Here is a 20,303-nt window from a genome sequence, read left to right as displayed (position 1 = left end):
CCGGTTATACTCCTGATCGAACAGTAGCCATTATTTGCCACGGCCCTGGGCCATTACCCGAAGCGTTTGGGCGATGATCCACATATCAAACAAAAAAGAGCGACGTCGGGGATACAACAGGTCGTACCGCAACCGTTGTACCATTTCGTCAATATTGGCTGCATAGCCATATTTAATTTGTCCGATAGACGTGATCCCCGGTTTTACTTTTAGCAGAGACCGGTACTCTGGGGCGATTTCAACAATTTGATCAATGAAGTACTGGCGTTCCGGCCGGGGGCCTACTACAGACATATCCCCTATCAGTACATTGTAAAACTGAGGCATTTCGTCGAGCCGGGTTTTTCGCATAAACCGCCCCCAGGGCGTAATGCGATCATCGAGCAAGCCTCCCGACAACACCGGTCCCGACCGTTCCGAATCGACATACATGCTGCGGAACTTAAAAATCTTAAATGGCTTACCGCCCTGCCCAATACGCTCCTGGGCATAAAAGATCGGGCCAGACGACGTAAGCTTGGTTATAGCAGCCAAAATGATCAACATAGGCATACCTAAGCCCAGCGCGGCCAATGAGAACAAAATATCGAATAACCGTTTGAGCGTATTTACCTGAAAATTTGCCAGCATCTGCGACGACACATTGAGTACCGGCAAAAAATCATGGTACTCAACAGATGCGCCACGCGCCATAAACCCACGAAAATCAACCAATAACTTTACCTGATAATCGACCGACTCGGCTTCTTCAACAATCGTTTTTAACCGTCCATTATCAATGTAGGGCATACAGCAGTATACACAATCAATTCCCTCCAACTGAATATGGGCGGGTAAGTCGTCATAACTCCCCTTGAGTAAATGCCGATTTTCAATTGATGGCTCATCGAAGTAACCATGAAAACGGAATCCCATTTCGGGATGAGCTTCATAAAACCGCTGGATCGATACGGCTAGTTTACCATAGCCAACAATTACATACCGACGATTATTGTACCCTCTGGCCCGGTATTCTTTTAAAAAGACCAGTCCGCCCAATCGAAACACAACAGCCAGACCGGTGAACAACAAGTAGGTAATAAGCAGATGTTCGCGTGAAAAATAATAGCCTTTTACCGCTACCCAGTAAATAGCAATGACAGCCATATGAATAGCCATCAGAATTAATAATTTTTTTATTAGATGGTCTGCCTTAAAGAGTTGGCGGGGGAATATGTAGGGCTTGAGAATTAGTATTTCAATTAACCACACTAAGTTAAATATGACCCAAAGAGACGCATAGGGAGGCTCTGCAACCGGTTCGACGGCCTGGAATTTAAGAATGTATGCCCCAACAAAGGCTACATTCAGGCTCAGGAAATCAACGATTACATGAAGCGGAAAAAATAGTATGGAATACCGGTGCCTCATACTTACTGAATTTACTCTCAACTCTTCTAGGCCAAGGGCTTTTACTACTATGTTACGCTAAATTAGAGCATACAGTTGATGTGTTGACATGAATATTATCTTACGGCTCATCCACCGGGTCGCAAATTAAGGCGAAATGCCAGCTTAAAAAAATCCAAAATGCCATTACTTATTTTAAGCTCACTTCTCCGACGGCCTGCTTTGCCACACCTTTCGTAAACTGATGTACGTGCCAACACTATTCTGATACAGGGTTCCTGCGTCTGTTGCAACGCTGGCCGAGAGCTGTATTCCGCCTAGTATAGACAAAGGAGCCACCACACTGGCGTAGCCCGAAAACTGATCACGTACCGTTTGAAAAGGATTATTATAGGTTCCCAGATTTCGACTAAACGAAAGTTTAAGCTGGTACGACAACGGCCCGGCCAATGCCCGTCCGTGCCCAGGCAAACTTCCGGCGATTCCGGTATGAAACACATATACCCGGTTATTGGCCGTAAACGTACCTGTCGGGTACTGGTCTTGCGGCCCCAACGCAGGCGGGATAAAAGGGGTACCTATTGTATGCTGCCGATATGCCCAGCCATCACGAAACTGTTGATGATTGAAATAATCGTCTTTACCCCTTTTGTTTGGGTCATCAATGATAAACTCCGGCCCGCCCTGGCTGGTCGTGTTTAAAAACTCGAATAGAATATCACGGATAATTGCTTTCGGGTTATTTCGGCGAATACGTAGGCCGTTGAGCCCATCGGCAATGTTTATCAGGTAAAACAGTGAGCCATCCTCATAAATATTCTGACGGTATATATATAAGGTATGCCGAACCAGATCGAACTCTATGGCCATGTCGATCGATCCGAGGTGGTTACCAACCCGGTTGGTCAAATCAAAGTAGTTATACTGGCTTGTATCTGTCTGACGGGGATAGAGGGTTGATACAACGTACAGGTAATTACGAAAACCGGATGGCAGTTTCCCGTCGCTCTGAATCGACGGCGGAATATTAGCGGGATCTGCAATCTTTCCGCCCCACACAGCCTGATGATTCAAGCCTCCGTAAACCCGCACCACATCCTGCGCCCGACCGAAGCGCAGATACAGCGATTTTTGATGCATCATGGCATTTTTGATGTAGCCATTGGCATCCATGTAGCCATGCGCGAACGATCCCTGCACCGCCACCCAGCCTTTTGTAAAACCGATAGGTGTAAATGTTGGGATGGAAATTTGAATTTTGGGAATAGGCATGGCATTGCCCGACCAGGCGTAAGAGCCGGTCGATAGCGTTGAATCAGCCAGCCCGAACTTTTCACGTCGTCGCCCAACATACAATTCCCATATCCCCCGCCTTGCTTTCACGTAGGCTTCGGGCAACAATACCTTTCGCTCATAGGGCAGTTGGTTTTGACTGGCGTTTGCTACAACATTGAAGCCGTAACCAACATCGTACTTCGACCTACGCCACTGACCCGTACTTTGGCGTTTTGCATCGTACTCGCTATATAAGCCCACCCGAAATGTTGCCGTGGGAGATTGATTAGGAACAATACCATACTGGTTCGCCCGTAGCCAGAAAGGCGTTTCCGTCGATGAAGAAAGGTAAGTACCAAGTTCAGCAGTATACTGTGTTGGAGTTCGAACCGGCTGTGCCCGGACAAAGGAGACAGTCGTCAAAAAAAAGAATACGCTAAACAGTCTTGACTTTTCACAAATAGGCATCGAGCGATTGATATAAGGTAGAAAAGAAGGGCCCTAAAGGTGATTGTACGCACCTCTTTCTACGAATTGATTTCTATTTCTTACCGGAATGGAAACACAAAACTAATGAAGCGTACATAAAAAGAGACCCGTTTGCTATTAACGGGTCTCTTTTTGAACGATTTATTAAACCGGCAACCTATTTCTTCACCAGCCTCCCTACTACTTTCTTCTGATTATGCTCAATAACGGGTATATACATTCCAGCTTTTAAGGTCGCTGCATTCCATTCTATCTGATGTTTGCCCACCGACTGATTTTCATCTTTTACCAGTTGACTGACAATTTTACCCTGAGCATCTATAATTACGATCGTCACTTTCCCATCTGCCGGCAAATAATAATCAATCATTGTCGACTCATCAAAAGGGTTCGGGTAAGCTTTTACCTGTAACGACAATTCGTTACCTGCGCTGACGACAGGCTTGATATCTGCGGTGAATAAGCTACCCTGGTTAGCCTGAAAGCCGGGCAGCAGGGTTATCGAGCGACCTGCCTGGTAGGCAACAGCGCTCGCTTTGCCTACTGTGTTGACGGCCACTATTGTTTCTACTGCCTGCTCCAGGTGTTGACCGCCTTTATCGTAACTTACCTGAATTCGCAGCGATTGAGGCACAGTCTGCGCAAACGTAAGTAAGGATAAACAGCATACCGCCAATGTTAGTATCGCTCTCATATTACTTGCGTGCTTTTGACTGTAGTTTATTTACTCGATTCTCTAGTTGTTTACTTTTCTGTGTTAAAGCCTCATTCTGCTTTTTCAATTCAATCACATACAGCGTAAGTTCTTCGACCTTCTCGAGCAGTTTAGCCTGCATTTTGCCGACGTCTACACCTTCTTTAACCACTTCCTCAGCTGAGGGTATGCCGGGAAGATGTTTTTCGCGATTAATATACGCTTCAACCTCTTTTAAGCCCCGGAGGTAATATCCTTTCTCGAATACCCGGTCGGACCAATCATTGGAGCTTTTAACGGCTACTTTCACCTTTTCGGTTAATACACCATCCGCTACATACAAGCGGTATCCAGCCGGCGTTTGCCCTACCCCCGGCCCGATGATCACCCCTCCCGCGTTTGTATTTTGAAGGTTTTTCCCATCTAAAGACCACAAAGCGTCGGTTTCAGAAGCTGCTACACGTCCACTACCCGCAGCGGCCGTCGCTATAATTACATCACCAGTTGCGTTTACTGTCAGGAATTTACTTGATGTAGCTGTTGTACTAACCGCACTGGTAAGGTTTGTTAAGCGTAGCCCGGATGTACCCGTAGTGCTGGACACGACTTCTAATTTGGCAGCAGGTGCCGATGTTCCAATGCCCACGTTTACATTACTACCCAGTACGAGAGCGTTAGAGATGGTAACCTGAGCGTCTGCACCAATAGCAATAGCATTATTAAGGACTGTGCTAACACTTCCTGACCCATATCCTATAAAAACATTACTTGAGCTTTGAGAATTCGCACTAAATCCAGAGTATTGTCCTATATACACATTTTTGTTACCTGTAATGTTGCCACGCCCTGCCCCATCTCCTATAAATGTGTTACCTATTCCAAGAGTATTTAATTCTCCAGAAGAATTACCCATAAATAAGTTATAGTTTCCGGCACTGTTACTTGCACCTGCCAATTGTCCAAGAAACATATTACCTAGACCTGTTACATTATTTTTGCCAGCTTGAAAGCCAACGAACACGTTATTACTTCCAGTCTGATTGTTAAGACCTGACCCGTAGCCAATGAAGGTGTTAAATTGACCTGTGTTACTTACCCCTGTGTTAACGCCGACAAATGTATTTTGTATAGCAGCACCATTTGATGATCCAGATAACGATCCTATAAATACATTTTCCGAACCCGTATTGTTACCGCCACCTGCGTCTGCTCCCAAAAAAGTATTGTTACTACCTTGCGAATTTGCATATCCCGCTCCAGAGCCATAGAAGGCATTATTATAACCTGTTAAGTTAAAAAAACCGGATTTATCACCAGTAAAAACGTTATTATATCCAGTAGTATTAGTATAACCACTTTTGGCTCCCAAAAAGGTATTATTATTACCAGTGGTAGTATTGAAACCTGTACTAAAACCTAGGAAGGAATTTTGCTGCCCAGACGAATTTTGAGTTCCAGAAGAAGCACCTAGAAAAACATTTTGAGTTCCGGCCATATTTAATGTACCTGTTCCTTTCCCAATAAAAAGGTTGCTTGCTCCACTCATGTTTAAATTACCAGCTCCAATGCCAACAAGCGTATTATCTGAACCAGGCGTTGTAGAAGAAGGAGTTGTTGCTACATAATTCGTTTGTGCTAATATATTCTTCGAAACAAGTATCAGCAACAATGCAGTAAAAGTGAATTTCATAGAATTTAATTTATATTGAAATAATTAACTAGACCTTTCTTGACAACTTTAAACAAAAATAACACCAAAAACACTTTGTTTTCACTATATAAATCTTTTGTATTAATAAAAGTGGAAAACATTCATAGAAAGTAGTTGTACAACTGTATGTTAGGTCTGAATACGCTTGTGTTATTACTTATATTCATAAGAATAGGAGATTACAAGGATTACCCCCTCTTCAGTTTGAATATAAGTACATACAATCCTATAATTAACTCCTTGATAATGAACTATCTATAATATTATATATATCTATATCCAGTAAGATTTATGCATACTTAATTTACGCTTCATATCAAGCGGAATTATACTGTCCATTGTACCTAGTTTGTAACCTATATATTTACTTAAGGTACGGACAACTTGTGGAATTACTAAATGTAAGTAATTATTATCTTTCAAATAATTAAATTCTGTAATAAAATATTTAAAACCTTCAGATTCAGTTTGCTTAAAATATTTTAAAACATCTCTTTGCTCATTGTGAAAAACTCCTATATCAAAGTATCGTTTAAATTCTTCACTCAAAGAGTAGTCATGCGAATGAAACACTTCAGCCTCAGCACAGTAAGATACTGCTTTGCCATGCAGAATATAGTGTGCAGCAACCGTTACATCTTCACCTAAAATTATATTCTCTGGAAAACCACCAATCGTTAATAAATCAGATTTTCGATATGCAGCAAAAGAATTGGAACATGAACAGGCACGAATTCCCATCTCTGGAATCAATGCACTTGTTTTAATTATACTTTTATCCGGATAATTTATATAACGGGCAAGTTTACCAAAAGGTCCTGTATGAGTATATGGTAACTGTCTACCATAAGCCATTGCAATGTCGTCTCGGCTATATAAGTTCTCCACAATAGTTTGCAAAGTATAGGGTGAAGCGGGCAAAGCGTCTTGGGTTAAAAAAATAATTGTGTCATAAGTAGATAGTTCAACTCCCAAATTACGCGTAGTGCCATGATTAAACTTATTTTTCTTAATGGGTACTACCCTGACCCCTTCCCTCTGCAATAACGCTTGAGTCGCATAATTTGACTCTGAATCTATACAAATTAGTTCATGAGCTTGAGTTTGTCTTTGCAAACTATCAAACAAACTAGGCAAGTAATTTTCGGCATTGTACGTAGGAATAACTACTGAAACCATATTTGCTACATTAATCAATATTTCTTAATAAACTGAATTACTAAACGTTTAGTCACGTACCACAACATAGTTAAACGATTTTCTATTCGCTTAGTTAAATTGTAACCTACTTCACCAGTTGGAGAGGCATTCTCTCCATGACGGACATATTGAATAAGCGGTTGAGGGTAAAAGCATACTTTGCCTTTTGCTTCTGCTAGTAAACCAATCCACCAATCATGCATATGCACTTTTGGCGGGATAGGTAAGGCGTAGCTCAACACCTCACGGCGAAACGCCATGCAACAACCTATATAAGAGTTTCTATAAAGATTTCGCCAAAATCCAGGTTTACTTTTCCTATAAGTAAAGAAAGACGGATAAAGTATAGTACCTTGCTTATCAACAACTTGACAGTTTGAAAGCACTAAATCATTATACTTTAATATATTACTCAATATATGTACTTTCTGAGGAAGCCAATAATCATCTTGATCTGCTAATAAAATATAATCACCAGAAGCGCGCAAAAATGCCTGTTCAAAATTGCCCATTGGACCGGATACTCCTTCATTAATAAACACTTTAATGCGAGCATCTGATATCATTTTAATTATTAATAAAGTACTATCCGTTGAATTATCATCAGATATGATTATTTCATCAGAAGAATCTAACTGACACAAAATAGATTCTAGCTGACGGGCAATGTATTTTTCACCATTATAAGTTGCCATACAAACACTAACCATCATAGCAAATATTTATGTTAAACCTTACTACTTCATTAACAAATGAATAAACTATATAAAATACTATATTATACCTTTCGTATTTTACACGGTACACTTCAAATTCATTAAAACAAATTTAAAAACTAATCATTTCTATTTCTGATCTTTTAAAGATATACCAATACTTTGTGAGCTTTTATTTCCCCAAAAATTCGATTTTTTTATAGAAATTAATGCGACAAGTATTATATATGAGCTATAAAAATATCTATTTTGGACAACAGGTATATAAGAGAACAAGATACATGATATAATGAATGAAAAGAAAAGCTTACTAGCAACGAGATTACTCTTTTTCCACTGTATATATATGCTAAATGGCAGAACGAACAGAAATAAAAATGATTGTCCCCAGACAACAACATCGTTATACACATCTTTGAAATCTATCATTTGACCAGTCCTAGATAGTACACTTCCATAAAGGTTTAAAAATACTTTAGGTATTATGACTAAAAAGTATCCATATCTATTTTGTAGTTCATTTAAAACTAAAATCGTTCCACCACTTCCTGCATTTGTGACAGCAGTTTGCGTTTCGACTGCATACTCACTAATAGCATTAAAATTCTTATTTATGAAATAGCTACCAACCGAAATAAGTGATATAAATAGGATATATATATAATATTTATATTGATTCCAGCGCGGTATTAAGTAAAAAATTCCGTATAATATGACAATAAAAAAGGTCAATTCTTTTTTTGCCAAAAAGCTAAATAATAATCCAATAAAAATATAAGGAAATTTAGGTTGTATAAGAGAATATATAAAGAAACTCATAGAGAGTAGAGCAAGTATTTCTTTATTTATTGAAAACAGTGATAGAAAGGTAATAGGGTTAATTAGTAGTAATAATAAGAACAAATTTTCCTTAAAATACTTAGTAAGAAAGATAATTCTAATAGACAATATTAAACAAAAAATATTGAAAATAAAGACTCTCAGCAAATTATCGCCTATAAGCCAAATTACAAAAAAGGGGCCTACATAGTTTGGTCTAAAAGCCAAAAATAGTAATAAGTTATCTTTATAGTTTCTATAATCATTAACATAGGTAGGATGATCAGCATAAAACCTCAATGATGATGAAGTATATACTTGCTCTGTAGCATTATATATGTCATCATAAGCTACAAATACAAAACATAATGTAGCCAAGACGATATATAATAATAAAATTAAATTATACTTTTTAACTCTTAAAGTATAATTTCCAAATATAGGATCCATATCTATAAACCTTATAGGCATTTTTACATGATCAAAATACTAATTCGCTGGTTTTAATCAAGCTCCCCTAATTTACCCTTAAATCCATCTGAAATTCCTCTGTACAACATTTTTGTACGTAACCTTTGATCCTTTTGCATTAAAAAAGCTTTGACCCATCTTTTCAATAGTTCTTTAAACACCATCCAAGAGAATGATGGATAGCTAAAAAAGTACTTACATGCCATATAAATCCCATTGCGAGCGAAATAATATAATCGAGTAGGTGAGTGACTACCATATGAACCTATCGTATATCCGCTAATTATTAACAAATTCGTATCTCCCAATTGATGTTCCAATCGAATACCGGGTAGTTCGATTACTTTATAACCATTTTGATTTAAGCGTAATCCGTAGTCATGATCAACATGGTCTATAAAAAAATCATCCCTGAAGGGCCCTATCATTTTATACGCTTCTAAGTTTAATATATTACCAGAAGTTAACGTATAATCTAGTTTTCTAAAGGGTGCATCAACAGGTTTATTGTGATGTATCCCTGATATAATACCGATTGGATCAGGGTACTTAAGCCAGAAATCAAGCATATCCTGAACCATAGATGAAGGTGTCCGAGTATCATCATCCATTGTTAAAAGCGCAGAAAAGTCATCTTTAATTGCTTGTTTGGCAGCCCAGTTTAAAGCCGTTGCAATGCCTTTATTTCCGTTTAATGAATGATAGTGTATACTATTGTACAATTGCAGCGATTTTACTAATTCTGCATTTGGTACGCTTGAATTATCAACAACATAAAGCTTTTTTACCTGATCGATATACGTTAAAATATTATCAATCGTGGAATTCGGGCTATTATATAAAACGACAACACCAGCTACATTTTCTTTTGTCATTAGTGGAATCTTATTAGAAACGTCCATTTCATTATCTTTAAAATGCCATTAATCACCTGCCGATTAGTGCATTTTGTAGATGCTTCTTGGCTTTCAACTTCGTTCTGAAATAGAAATAATATGTATCAATCATTAAACTCATTATTGAGTTAACTAGAGGATAATTAATGTATTTTGCTCTTATACGGTTAATATCATTACTTGTTAACTCATCACTGGCTCCTCCAGAGGCAAAAAAGGCGATCTCATAAGGAATATATAAAAAAGGTTGCTTCTGAAGGTATATTCGTAGGGTTAGTTCATAATCAGCACATATTCGAAAGTGTTGATCATATCGAAAGTTGTTGAACAAACTTCGATGATAAAAAGCACTTTGATGATGAAGCCTGTTTTCGAATAAGCATCTTATACCAATATGAGAACGCATAATATGACCATTATCAAATTTTACATTTCCATAGACCACCTTTACACCAGATGTTAAATAATTTTTTATTCTAGCCAGAATACCTTCACATAACATATCATCCGCCCCTAAAAAGTATATCCATTGACCTTTAGCCCGATCGATCCCCTTGTTCATAGCATCGTAAATTCCCTTATCAGGTTCGCTAACCCAATCTGTCAGGTATTTTTCATACTTCTGAATAACATCCAATGTTCCATCTGTACTACCTCCATCAATGATCAGGTATTCAAAAAGATCTTTATCCTGGTTCAATACGCTCTTCATAGAGGCCTCTACAGTTGAATTGGCATTAAACACAACTGTAATCACAGATATTAAAGGACTTCCCTGGAGTTTCATAACCACACTTTCTTATTGATGACTACCGTCATCAATTTCATTGATTTAATTATTGAATGTAAGTATTACTTACATTTAGCTTCGAAATTATATATAAAATGGATAACACACTAATTTCTGTTAGATATACCATAGTAAGAACTATCTGTTTATCTATTCTTTAATATACTGCGACTCACTTAGTTCTGTTAATAGAAATAACGTTAACAAAAGCTATTTATTAACTTATTTGTTCACTTATACATCGATACAAAAGCAGAACTGATTGGCTACAAATAAATTTATCCATACAACTAGCTCTAATGAAAAAGGGATGTATATTTCATCATTAATCATTGTTTGCTGGTTTAGTCTTAACCTATTTAGACTAACACTTATGCACTCATAGTGAATATTGTGGTTAGCTTTAGATCACTCTCAACCACTGGAACGAATATTAATTAAAATGACATTTTGTATTTTTAATGCCGATAATATTTTACTCATTTTAAAGCTTAATAGTTAAGATACAGATTGCGCATGATTTCACTTGTATATTAAACAGCGACTCAACTATTATTTGTAGTTTGAATAAGTTGAAATACGAATAATAGTTTACAATTTTTATGTAAACTCTATGGAAGGCCTTGTGACTTGAAAGCATAGTAATAAACTTAACAGTAATAATTTGCAATAATTCTGCTTTATCTAATTACTAAACACACTATAATTCCTTAAGAGTATATTCATAGCATTTTGCTGCTTTAATTTTAATTACTATTATATATATGATTTTTCATCTGAACTTCATTAAATTTGAATGCACAAGTAACGATATTTATATTTTACTATACGATTAAGCATCCCATAGCAATTTTATATATATTTAATAGAACCTATTAGATAGTCAGCAATATCTGCTTAATTTTTCGTTTTCTATTTAATCACAAGAGTAGCAAGCAAATTGCATTGCACGCTTAACTTGAAGTCTTTTGAATCTAATAATTGTACTACAAATCCAAACACAAAGTGCTAACCGGTTTAAATCAAATTATTCATTTGTCAATTGGACAAGATTTGTCGCTATGCTATGAGTAGTACATGAGCCTAGTCTTGATTTAGTCATTCCAGATAACGTATCATAGAAAATTAATGCAAATGCTTTTTGTGTAAAGAGTATTAGCCAAGCGTTAGCGATGCCTGGGATAGTGCAGCCAATGAAATTTTTCAAAATATACTTTTTTTTGCAATATTAGGTTACTTAGTAGATAAGCATTTATCACTTAAAGATTCACCATGGTCTTACTATAAGGTAGATACTCTAAGTAATTGGAGTTCCGTTTGCAATTGCTTCGAGATTATTATTATTAAAGCATTTGGGATTATACGGCTTACTGATTGGCCGTTATAATATTGACATCCTCACACCTGAATTCGTGCAAGATAAGATTTAGGTTGTTATTTTTATCTCTGCTTTCTGGTTAGTTATTTGGCTGGGTTATAGACCTGCTTTACTTATTCTAATATATTAATATCCATCTAAACTGGATTGAGCAGCGACACAACCTAGCTATCTTAGCCTATTTATTTTATTTGTGGCTCGGGGTTTGGCTCTCACGACGGCAGGATATTTTAGACCGAATATAACAACTGCCGAATCGTTGGTTGATACTTTCCACACTATTTGGCTTGATCCTAGCAGTGCTTGAGACTGGGTAATTATTGGAGGTGATTGATTATTAGAACAGCTATCTTGATAATATTTGCCCAGAGTGACTGTTGTTTGACACTTAAACTAAAGAATTGTATAACGATAATGTCTCGTTCACAGTTTTTTGCCATGAGAAATGGCTCAACTGTTGTCTCCCCTTCTCAATTAAGATTTGCCGGAGATTTGAGTTGTGAAGAATTTGCTCAATGGCATATCCTATTGATTCTGGCCGGGAAGGATCGATGTACAATGCAGCATCTCCTGCCACTTCAGGTAGTGAACTGAGGTTACTCACTATGCATGGGCAATTACAAGCAAATGCCTCTAAAACAGGAATTCCAAAACCTTCATACATAGTTGGGAAAAGAAAAGCAGTAGCTTGGCTATAAAGGTCCTGTAATGTAGAATCATTTATTATTGGGCATTGCTCAACTAAGGCATCTACACCATACGAATGAATTAACAGACGCTCTTTTTGCGTGAATTCTCCCCCCCCTGCGCATAAAAGTTTTAAATTATATTTCTTCAATAATGGGTAGATTGCACTAAGTAACCCTTCAAAGTTCTTGTACCTTTCTCTACGTCCTACAAATAATAGATAGGGAGAATCAATACTTAATCTTTTATTATCTCTCTCAAGCAGCTTCAACGAACTTCCCAGATAGATCACATCAATCTTCGCTGGATCTACATTTAGTATTTCCACAATATCACGTTTTGTACTTTCAGAAATTGCGATTATTCGATCAGCGTGGTTAGCAATTAATTGTTTCTGTTTAGTAACCAAATCATTACCTGGTAACCCAGAGAACTGAGTAGCAAACCTTTCATGGATCATATCCAGAAAAGTTATCACAAAAGGTTTTCGTTTTAAATAAGGAACAAAATACGAATCATAATAAGTAGCATGAAAAATATCGAATTTTTTGTTTTTAAGCTGAGCTATTGTGTATGCTTGGTTAACTTTATATATCAGCTGCGATTTTTTATAGAAAGCCTTACCGGGGAATAGATCTCTTATGGGTATACCACATTCACTTAAATGTGTATTATTTGAAAAGACTAGTGGAAGGTACGCATGGTCGTTAATCGTACTGTTAATACCAGAAATCAATTCAGCATAATAGCGTGAAATTCCGCCGTATGACTGTAATGAGAACGTTTGATGATCAAAAAAGATATTCATCGTTTAAATTGTTTCCATCAGTCCAGTCCTAGTATTAAAAACGGGTAAGCCTTTGATCGTGTTTAGCCTGGATGCTTCGTTATCAAATGTCAGCTTTTTATCCTTGTCACGTCCTTCCCTGAAACGTGCAGCCACATAGCCCTTTTCGATACTGGGTATGGGTAAAGACCCAACTAAGTGCTTTTTAACAAAGTAAGCGTTGTTTCCAGCCTGATTACAACCTACAAATGCATACCCCTTCGCTTCAGCAAGTTCACAAAGGGCAGCTAATGAAGCGCCGAAGTACAAATAAGAGTAATGAGCTGCTCCTCTAAAAAAGTCTGCCTTATAAGGGACAGTAATCGCTCGTTCCCACCCAAACAAACTATTGTATTCAGCTACAACAATATCTGCCTCTGTAACGGTTATGGCTTGCCAAACCCAGTAGTCATTACCATCTATGTCTATACTAAGAAGACCTATGTTTCCATTAAAACCATTCTCAGCAAGAATATGATTGATATTTTCAGCAGTAATAAACGAATTTACAGCTGTCAGTTCATATTGCCAGTAAATAGAACTATTCTTGATATATTCTATATTAGAATTTGATCCATCAATTATCAACCCCTGCCAATTATTAAACATTAACAGAAATCGCGTATTGGATTCTTCGTAATTTTCAACGCCAAATTCAACAAATTTGGTAGAAGCAGGTCGTATATTATTTACTAAAAATTGGATAATTCCGTCATCACCAAACTGAGAGAAAACTTTAAACTCAGCCTCTTGAATTGACTTTGACTGTGCAATATTTTTGGCTAACAAAGAACCAAGTATAAACCGTTGCTCTTCATTGTCTCGCCTGATCCGCTTTACAAGAGCCATTAATTCTTTAATCTTGTCAAAAAACTTCATAGTTACACTGGTTATGCGGCCCATATACCATAAGCATTTCCGTTAATTAATTTCCGGGCCTGTAATGTACCTGTAATAGTTGCAGGTAATAAAGATAAACAGGTAGAAAGTATAACGCCGGTAGTGCCAAGGCCCAACTCTCTTCCTAAATAAACAGCCAGAGGAATGTTAAGTATACTAGCCATTACGGAACATATAAGCTGTAGTTTTACTTTCCCTAAACCATTTATAACGGATACAGTGATATTATTCCAACAGATAATTAGTACACTTAATCCCATTGCCATATTGAGCGTAGTTGGTACCTCTATCCTGTTACCTACCCAAACAGCATAAATTGGTTTTGCTAGTATTACCATCATAAAAACTGCGACTATGAACAGTAACCACATTTTCTGTAAGGAATTGTACGTCTTCTTTATCCATTCATTATCTTTTTTCACAAATGCCTCTGTAAAGGCTGACCAGTAAGGAGCAATGATAATAGTGAAAATTGTTGTTATGGCATTAAAATACCGAAAAGAAACATTGTAAGGTGTTACTTCTGATGGGCCAAATAAATGGGTGATAATAAGATTATCCGAATAGAACAAGACTACTACAGCTATCTGGATAACAAAAAATTTATAACCTAAGGATAACAGGCTTTTTGCATAATACCAGTTAATTAGGTGGAAAGCAGGTTTATATTGGCTGAGTTTGTTCTTATATAATAAGATACCGCTCAACAGTAATACAATAATTGGACTAAAGGCTGATAATACAGCTATATAAATTAGATTGCCTGACGAAAAATGTATTAATCCATATGTTCCAACAAGAATAAGCGCATTAGAAAGAAATGTTATCAAGCCAACTCGGCTTGATTCCTGAAGAGCAAATAATACATATGAAATAATATCAAGCACTAACTTCATTGCCATTGCAACAACTGTTACAAGAACGATGAATTGTAATTGTTTTAGATCGATATGCGTATTAAATATTTTCTGTAAAGGAATATAAGGTAATGCAAGAAGAAATATAGTTAGGAATACAAACTGGATAACACTAAAGATGGCATAAGCAGTACTAATGTAAGTGCGAGCAAGCATTACATCTTGATTAGCAACGGCTTCTGAAAACTTGTTACGTAAACCATTTCCTATACCTATATCTAAAAACACTAACATCGTCACAATCGAACTGATAGTTAACCAGGTACCATAGGTTTCTTTTGAAAGATAATCGATTGTTAGTGGTACTAATAATAATGAAATTAACATACCTCCTCCTTTAACAAGCAGGCCTAACAAGGTATTCAGTTGGGCTTTGCGGGTTCGAGGGTGAGTATTTATGATTCGGCTTCTTAAATAAGAGAGTGATATTGTTTTCATATTAATTTTGATACAATATCATTTTACTACATTATTAACTTTTCCTCAACCATCATTCTGGCAACATCTTCCATTGTATGACTTGCTTTCCAGTTTAATTGAGTTTTTGCTTTTGTTGGATTAGCATGTCCCTCAGCAATGTCGGTAGGTCTGAAAAACGATGAATCTATCTGTACATGGTCTTGCCAGTTTAATCCGACGGTTTTAAATACTACATCAATAAAGTCTTTTAGTTTGTATGTATGCCCTGTAGCAATCACATAATCATCCGCATTATTCTGTTGAAGCATTGACCACATAGCTTCAACATAATCAGGGGCCCATCCCCAGTCGCGAGCTACATCAATGTTTCCTAAAACCAGTGATTCAGCGCTTCCACTGGCAATACGACAAGCGGCAGATACAATCTTCTGTGTTACAAAACGTTCTGGCCGGAGTGGCGATTCATGATTAAAGAGAATACCCGTACTAGCATGTAGCTCATATGCTTCTCGGTAGTTGGCAACTTGCCAGAAGGCAGCAGCTTTTGCTACTCCATAAGGGCTTCTTGGTCTAAAAGGGGTTAGCTCATCGGCCGCAATGCTACCCGTATCTCCAAAGCATTCACTTGAACCAGCATTGTAGAATCGAATATCGCTCCCTGTAAAACGAATAGCCTCCAAAAGATTAAGCGTACCCACACTGATGCTCTCCAATGTCTCAACGGGCTGCTCAAAAGAAAGTCCTACTGAGCTTTGACCGGCCAGATTATACACTTCTGTTGGTTTTGTGCGCTGTAATGTCTGTAAAACAGACCTAAAGTCATTGATGCTGATTGATATGGTCTCTACTTCTGCACGGATACCTAATTGCTTTAAATTGCCAAAAGAGGACATTTGTGCATCGCGTGACCCACCAAAAACTTTATATCCTTTTTTTATTAGGAATTTTGCCAGATACGCACCGTCTTGGCCCGATATACCACATATTAAGGCTGTCTTCACAAGATTATTTTTTCGAGTTACGAAGTCTGCTTATTCCATGTGTAAATATTCCTAACAAAGCTCCTACTATGGCAAAGCCCAGCATAATAACCGTACGTTTTGGTCCGCTTTTTTTCAAAGGTATTCTTGCTGGTTCAAGAACTTTAAAAACAGGGGATTCTTCAGCAACTTTAATTTTCGCCTGCTCCAGTTGTTTTGAGAGATCCGTGTATACACTCTGAGTCAGCAAAAACTCTGCTTGGATACGCTGCTCCTCAATCTTTGCTGTCTCTAAGAAGATATTTCGGTTACGATCTCTGTAGCTCGATAACGCATACTCTGCTCGTTGATAGCGGCTTTTTGCATCATTAACCTGATTACTCAAGAATTCAACTTGATTCCTCGCTTTTTCTGTCCGATAACTAACAATATAATTTGTCAGATATTCTAATGACAAACGAGCAACCGTTGCTGCCACAACCGGATCAGGCAGCGAAGCAGATACAGTGATAATGGCCGTTTTCTTATCAAAAGTAGCTGACACAGACTCATGTATTTGCAGAATAAGCTCCTCCTGCTTTTTTGTAATCTGCAATGTCTTGCTTCGATTGTTTGGATCAAGTGTAATTAGCTTCTCGTCATCACCTTCTGCTGAAGACTTACTAAACCACGAATGCCCGCCTTGCTCTTCAAAAAAAGTCTGTAGTGATGTTTCTTTCTTTAAAAGCTGTGAATAAACAGGTTGCTGTAAAAGGTGTAAAGCAAACGGGACACTTTGCAAAACGTTAGGATATACATCTGGTCGGATAGCATCCATACTACCACCTATTGAACCGCCACCAATATCAATACCAGCTAAACCAGCTAATGAACTTAACCCCCCTAATCCACCAGTTTTTGACTGAATCTCGGGCATAACTGTTACGGAGGCATCATACTGGTTTGGTTTGGAGAATGCATACAATGCGCCTATTAGAAGCATTATAACTCCTCCTGTGAAAGCGGCTTTACGACTAGCTCCTAAAAACCGCACAACATCGCTCAGCCGAATTTCAATTTCGTTTTCCTCCGTATTTTCCTGCTTTTTAGCCTCCGTAACTGACATAGTAACAATAAACGATTTAGTTAACGAAGCAGAACATTGATGAGCGCAATGGATACCGTTGCCAGTAGTGAAAAGATACCTATTCGTTCTCCCGGACTTAGCCGATTTGAATCAATTGGCTTAAAGGGAACATTAATGGTTGATCCAGGATCAATACGGGGGCGGGAGACAAAAAACAGAAATGAATGGGAACGATCCTTTCGACCGTTTGGGTAGACTATATAAGCTTTCCTTTGCCGGGCATTGTCCGTAAAGCCACCCGCTTCACTTATGTAGTCGTCGAACTTGAAGTCTTCTTTATAACTAATTGAGGACGGATTTAATACGGCTCCCTGAACGGTAATAATTTCTGACCGGCGTGGGATGTATAACGTATCCTTATCCTGAAGTAATAAATTTTCCTCCACATTCGGGTTGGCGATCAGATCACGCAGGTCGTTCCCAATTAACTGCCCATTCCGACGAAACTGCGCTCCGGCCATGTAAGCTTCCGGTTTGAGTCCACCAGCCCGCTTTATAACATCCCCTATCCGCTCCTGTCGGTTGGCTATTGCATAGTTACCGGGTTGCATGACTTCACCGTACACCATAACCTGACGTTGCGCTTCATAGTTTGGAGAGGTTCGAACATAGACTATATCGAATGGTTGTAGCCGGAATTCCGGCGAGCTGCCGGGATTAGCTTCCATAGGCGTAATCTGGAGGTTGCGGTCAATGGCGAATCGATATATCTCCATCATCGTTTTTCGTACCCCCGCCGAGTCCTGACGAATGCGCCGGGCCACTTCAATTAAATTGGGTTTGGCTCCTTCCTGGAAGCCCCCCGCATGAGCGATCAGATCGGCAACGCTCATGTTTGTAATAAAGTCGATGGTGTCGGGCATGTTCACCGCCCCCTCAATAGTCACGTAGTACGGCTCCCGAAGCTCGCGAATGGATAGAACCGTCAGGCTGTCCTGGCTTTGCAGCGGTATATCAGCTACTTCGCCACGCATGAGTTTACCCAGATCGAAAGACAGGTTCTCCCGATCCATATCTGCGCGTTCACGAACAATGGTAGCGCGATTGGTAAACGCGTCTTTACGCAGACCATCGGCCCGGGTAATCAACTGACGGACGGTTTCCAAGCCCGGTTCGAGGGAGTAATCGCCGGGACGCATGACGGCCCCTGCTACCTGTACCCGGTTTTCGTAACGCTCCAAAATTTTGCCGACGTTGTACTTATCACCGGCTTTCGGAACGAAGGTGGCAATCTGCTCTTCCGTTATCGTAACGATCCGGCGTTCGCGGGCGGTGTTACGCCGGAGTGTAATGGAAGCCCGATAAGCGTCATCGCCAAAACCACCGGCAAAAGCCAGCACTGTTTTCAAGGTTTCGCCGGGTAGTATTTCAAAAATAGCGGGCCGACGAACCTGTCCGGTGAGTTCAACGTGTGCTTCGTAATCGGCTACGCGAATGACGTCCTGATCCTGCAGGCGAATGTTATCGCGCTGGTCGGCTCGTAAAATGAAGTCGTATAAGTCGAGGGTCCTGACAATGCGGTTACCCCGAACAACATTGATTTTCCGGAATGATCCGGTTTCCGGGTTCGGCCCACCCGCCAGATAAAGCGCATTCATGACGGAGCCCAGGGAAGAGATGGTATAGGTTCCCGGCCGAACGACCTCCCCGACTAGAATAACCCGAATACTACGGATGTTCGTCAGGGTAACGTTGGCGCTGGTACCACTTCCGGGCTTACCCAGCCCCTGATAACCCCCTTGGCGTAAACGAGCAATAATACGCTGTTCGGCCTGTTCAATGGTTAATCCACTCACAAAGATCGGAGCCAGATCCGGCACTTTCACCGTTCCATCGGGACTGACTTTCAACTGAAAATCGCCGGTTGAGGCTCCCGAAATGTCAACTCTTATTTCGTCATCAGGCCCTACAATGTAATTACGGGGCGTCGCGATCCGTAAATTAGGCTCAAATGACATTTTGGCATTTTCAAATAAAGAAGCCCCAAAGACTCGAAGCTTTTTGGTCGTGTCTTTGCGAACGCTATCCACCTCGAGGGTGTCTGAGCGCATGGACAAATCAGATGGAACCTCCCGGCTACCCTTAAAGCTTTCTTTAGGAAGTTGGTTCTGCGGCAGGGAGGTTAACGTACGGATCTGCGCCATGCGCTTCCGCATTTTAGCGATGTCATCGAGCGTATATCCCTGAGACATGGCTGCCTGTTCGATTTGCACCTCGCTCAAGCCACTCGCCTGTGCTTTCCGATAGAAGTTCTGTACGTCTTCGTCACTCAACTGGTCTACCCGCGAGCGGGGCCGCTGAGCTACCGCCTGGAAAGCGCCTGCCAGTAGAAAAACCAGTAAAATAGCGTGAAACGAGCGTGAACGATGAAGAAAATATGACAATTTGTCTTTAATAAACATAAACAATGGCTGTTGGGCCAAAATTTGAACTGCAAAAGTAATGGATTCCTTTTAAACAACGTTCCATATAATCATTGAGTACCTATCCAACGGCCTCTTCGATTGTAGTACCGCTGTAATGCACTAAATTTGTGGCTAAAAGTCGGTTGGTCAGTCAATATGTACTGCTTTTGCTGCCATTAGTCATTGATAACTAATGATTAACAACTATTGACCG

General features: G+C 39.2%; 15 protein-coding genes. All 15 read right to left on the bottom strand.

The annotated features are described in order from the left end of the window. Positions 1–30 precede the first annotated feature (30 nt). Positions 31–1,410 carry a sugar transferase gene (locus tag ACYVJM_RS20720; RefSeq protein ID WP_461150141.1) on the bottom strand — a complete coding sequence of 460 codons (1,380 nt, stop codon included), beginning with the start codon at positions 1,408–1,410 and terminating at the stop codon, positions 31–33. Between the two features lie 180 nt (positions 1,411–1,590). Further along, positions 1,591–3,087 carry a capsule assembly Wzi family protein gene (locus ACYVJM_RS20715; RefSeq protein ID WP_461150140.1) on the bottom strand — a complete coding sequence of 499 codons (1,497 nt, stop codon included), beginning with the start codon at positions 3,085–3,087 and terminating at the stop codon, positions 1,591–1,593. Positions 3,088–3,310: 223 nt separating this feature from the next. After that, positions 3,311–3,847, bottom strand: a complete 537-nt coding sequence (locus ACYVJM_RS20710) for a T9SS type A sorting domain-containing protein (RefSeq protein WP_461150139.1) — start codon at positions 3,845–3,847, stop codon at positions 3,311–3,313. 1 nt (position 3,848) lies between these two features. Continuing rightward, a complete protein-coding gene (locus ACYVJM_RS20705; RefSeq protein ID WP_461150138.1) occupies positions 3,849–5,537 on the bottom strand; it encodes a beta strand repeat-containing protein in 1,689 nt (562 codons plus the stop codon). A 294-nt stretch (positions 5,538–5,831) separates the two neighbouring features. Next, complete coding sequence (locus ACYVJM_RS20700) at positions 5,832–6,737, bottom strand: glycosyltransferase family 2 protein (RefSeq protein WP_461150137.1); 906 nt, start codon at positions 6,735–6,737, stop codon at positions 5,832–5,834. A gap of 14 nt (positions 6,738–6,751) precedes the next feature. Then, entirely contained in the window at positions 6,752–7,471 is a 720-nt protein-coding gene (locus tag ACYVJM_RS20695; protein WP_461150136.1) for a glycosyltransferase family 2 protein, read from the bottom strand. A gap of 132 nt (positions 7,472–7,603) precedes the next feature. After that, on the bottom strand, positions 7,604–8,743 hold the full coding sequence (locus ACYVJM_RS20690; RefSeq protein ID WP_461150135.1) for a hypothetical protein: 1,140 nt from the start codon (positions 8,741–8,743) through the stop codon (positions 7,604–7,606). 53 nt (positions 8,744–8,796) lie between these two features. Next, positions 8,797–9,639: a glycosyltransferase family 2 protein gene (locus ACYVJM_RS20685; RefSeq protein ID WP_461150134.1), complete on the bottom strand. Its 843-nt coding sequence runs from the start codon at positions 9,637–9,639 to the stop codon at positions 8,797–8,799. A 52-nt stretch (positions 9,640–9,691) separates the two neighbouring features. Next, positions 9,692–10,447: a glycosyltransferase family 2 protein gene (locus tag ACYVJM_RS20680; protein WP_461150133.1), complete on the bottom strand. Its 756-nt coding sequence runs from the start codon at positions 10,445–10,447 to the stop codon at positions 9,692–9,694. 1,769 nt (positions 10,448–12,216) lie between these two features. After that, a complete protein-coding gene (locus ACYVJM_RS20675; RefSeq protein WP_461150132.1) occupies positions 12,217–13,323 on the bottom strand; it encodes a glycosyltransferase family 4 protein in 1,107 nt (368 codons plus the stop codon). A gap of 3 nt (positions 13,324–13,326) precedes the next feature. After that, complete coding sequence (locus ACYVJM_RS20670) at positions 13,327–14,220, bottom strand: hypothetical protein (RefSeq protein ID WP_461150131.1); 894 nt, start codon at positions 14,218–14,220, stop codon at positions 13,327–13,329. Between the two features lie 11 nt (positions 14,221–14,231). Continuing rightward, complete coding sequence (locus ACYVJM_RS20665) at positions 14,232–15,596, bottom strand: oligosaccharide flippase family protein (RefSeq protein WP_461150130.1); 1,365 nt, start codon at positions 15,594–15,596, stop codon at positions 14,232–14,234. Positions 15,597–15,622: 26 nt separating this feature from the next. Beyond that, positions 15,623–16,579, bottom strand: a complete 957-nt coding sequence (locus ACYVJM_RS20660) for a GDP-mannose 4,6-dehydratase (protein WP_461150129.1) — start codon at positions 16,577–16,579, stop codon at positions 15,623–15,625. A 4-nt stretch (positions 16,580–16,583) separates the two neighbouring features. Continuing rightward, entirely contained in the window at positions 16,584–17,663 is a 1,080-nt protein-coding gene (locus ACYVJM_RS20655) for a lipopolysaccharide biosynthesis protein (protein WP_461150128.1), read from the bottom strand. Between the two features lie 20 nt (positions 17,664–17,683). Further along, positions 17,684–20,086: an SLBB domain-containing protein gene (locus ACYVJM_RS20650; RefSeq protein ID WP_461150127.1), complete on the bottom strand. Its 2,403-nt coding sequence runs from the start codon at positions 20,084–20,086 to the stop codon at positions 17,684–17,686. Positions 20,087–20,303: the final 217 nt, after the last annotated feature.

It is taken from the genome of Spirosoma pulveris, from assembly GCF_054781875.1.
This window is presented reverse-complemented; position numbering and strand designations above follow the sequence as displayed.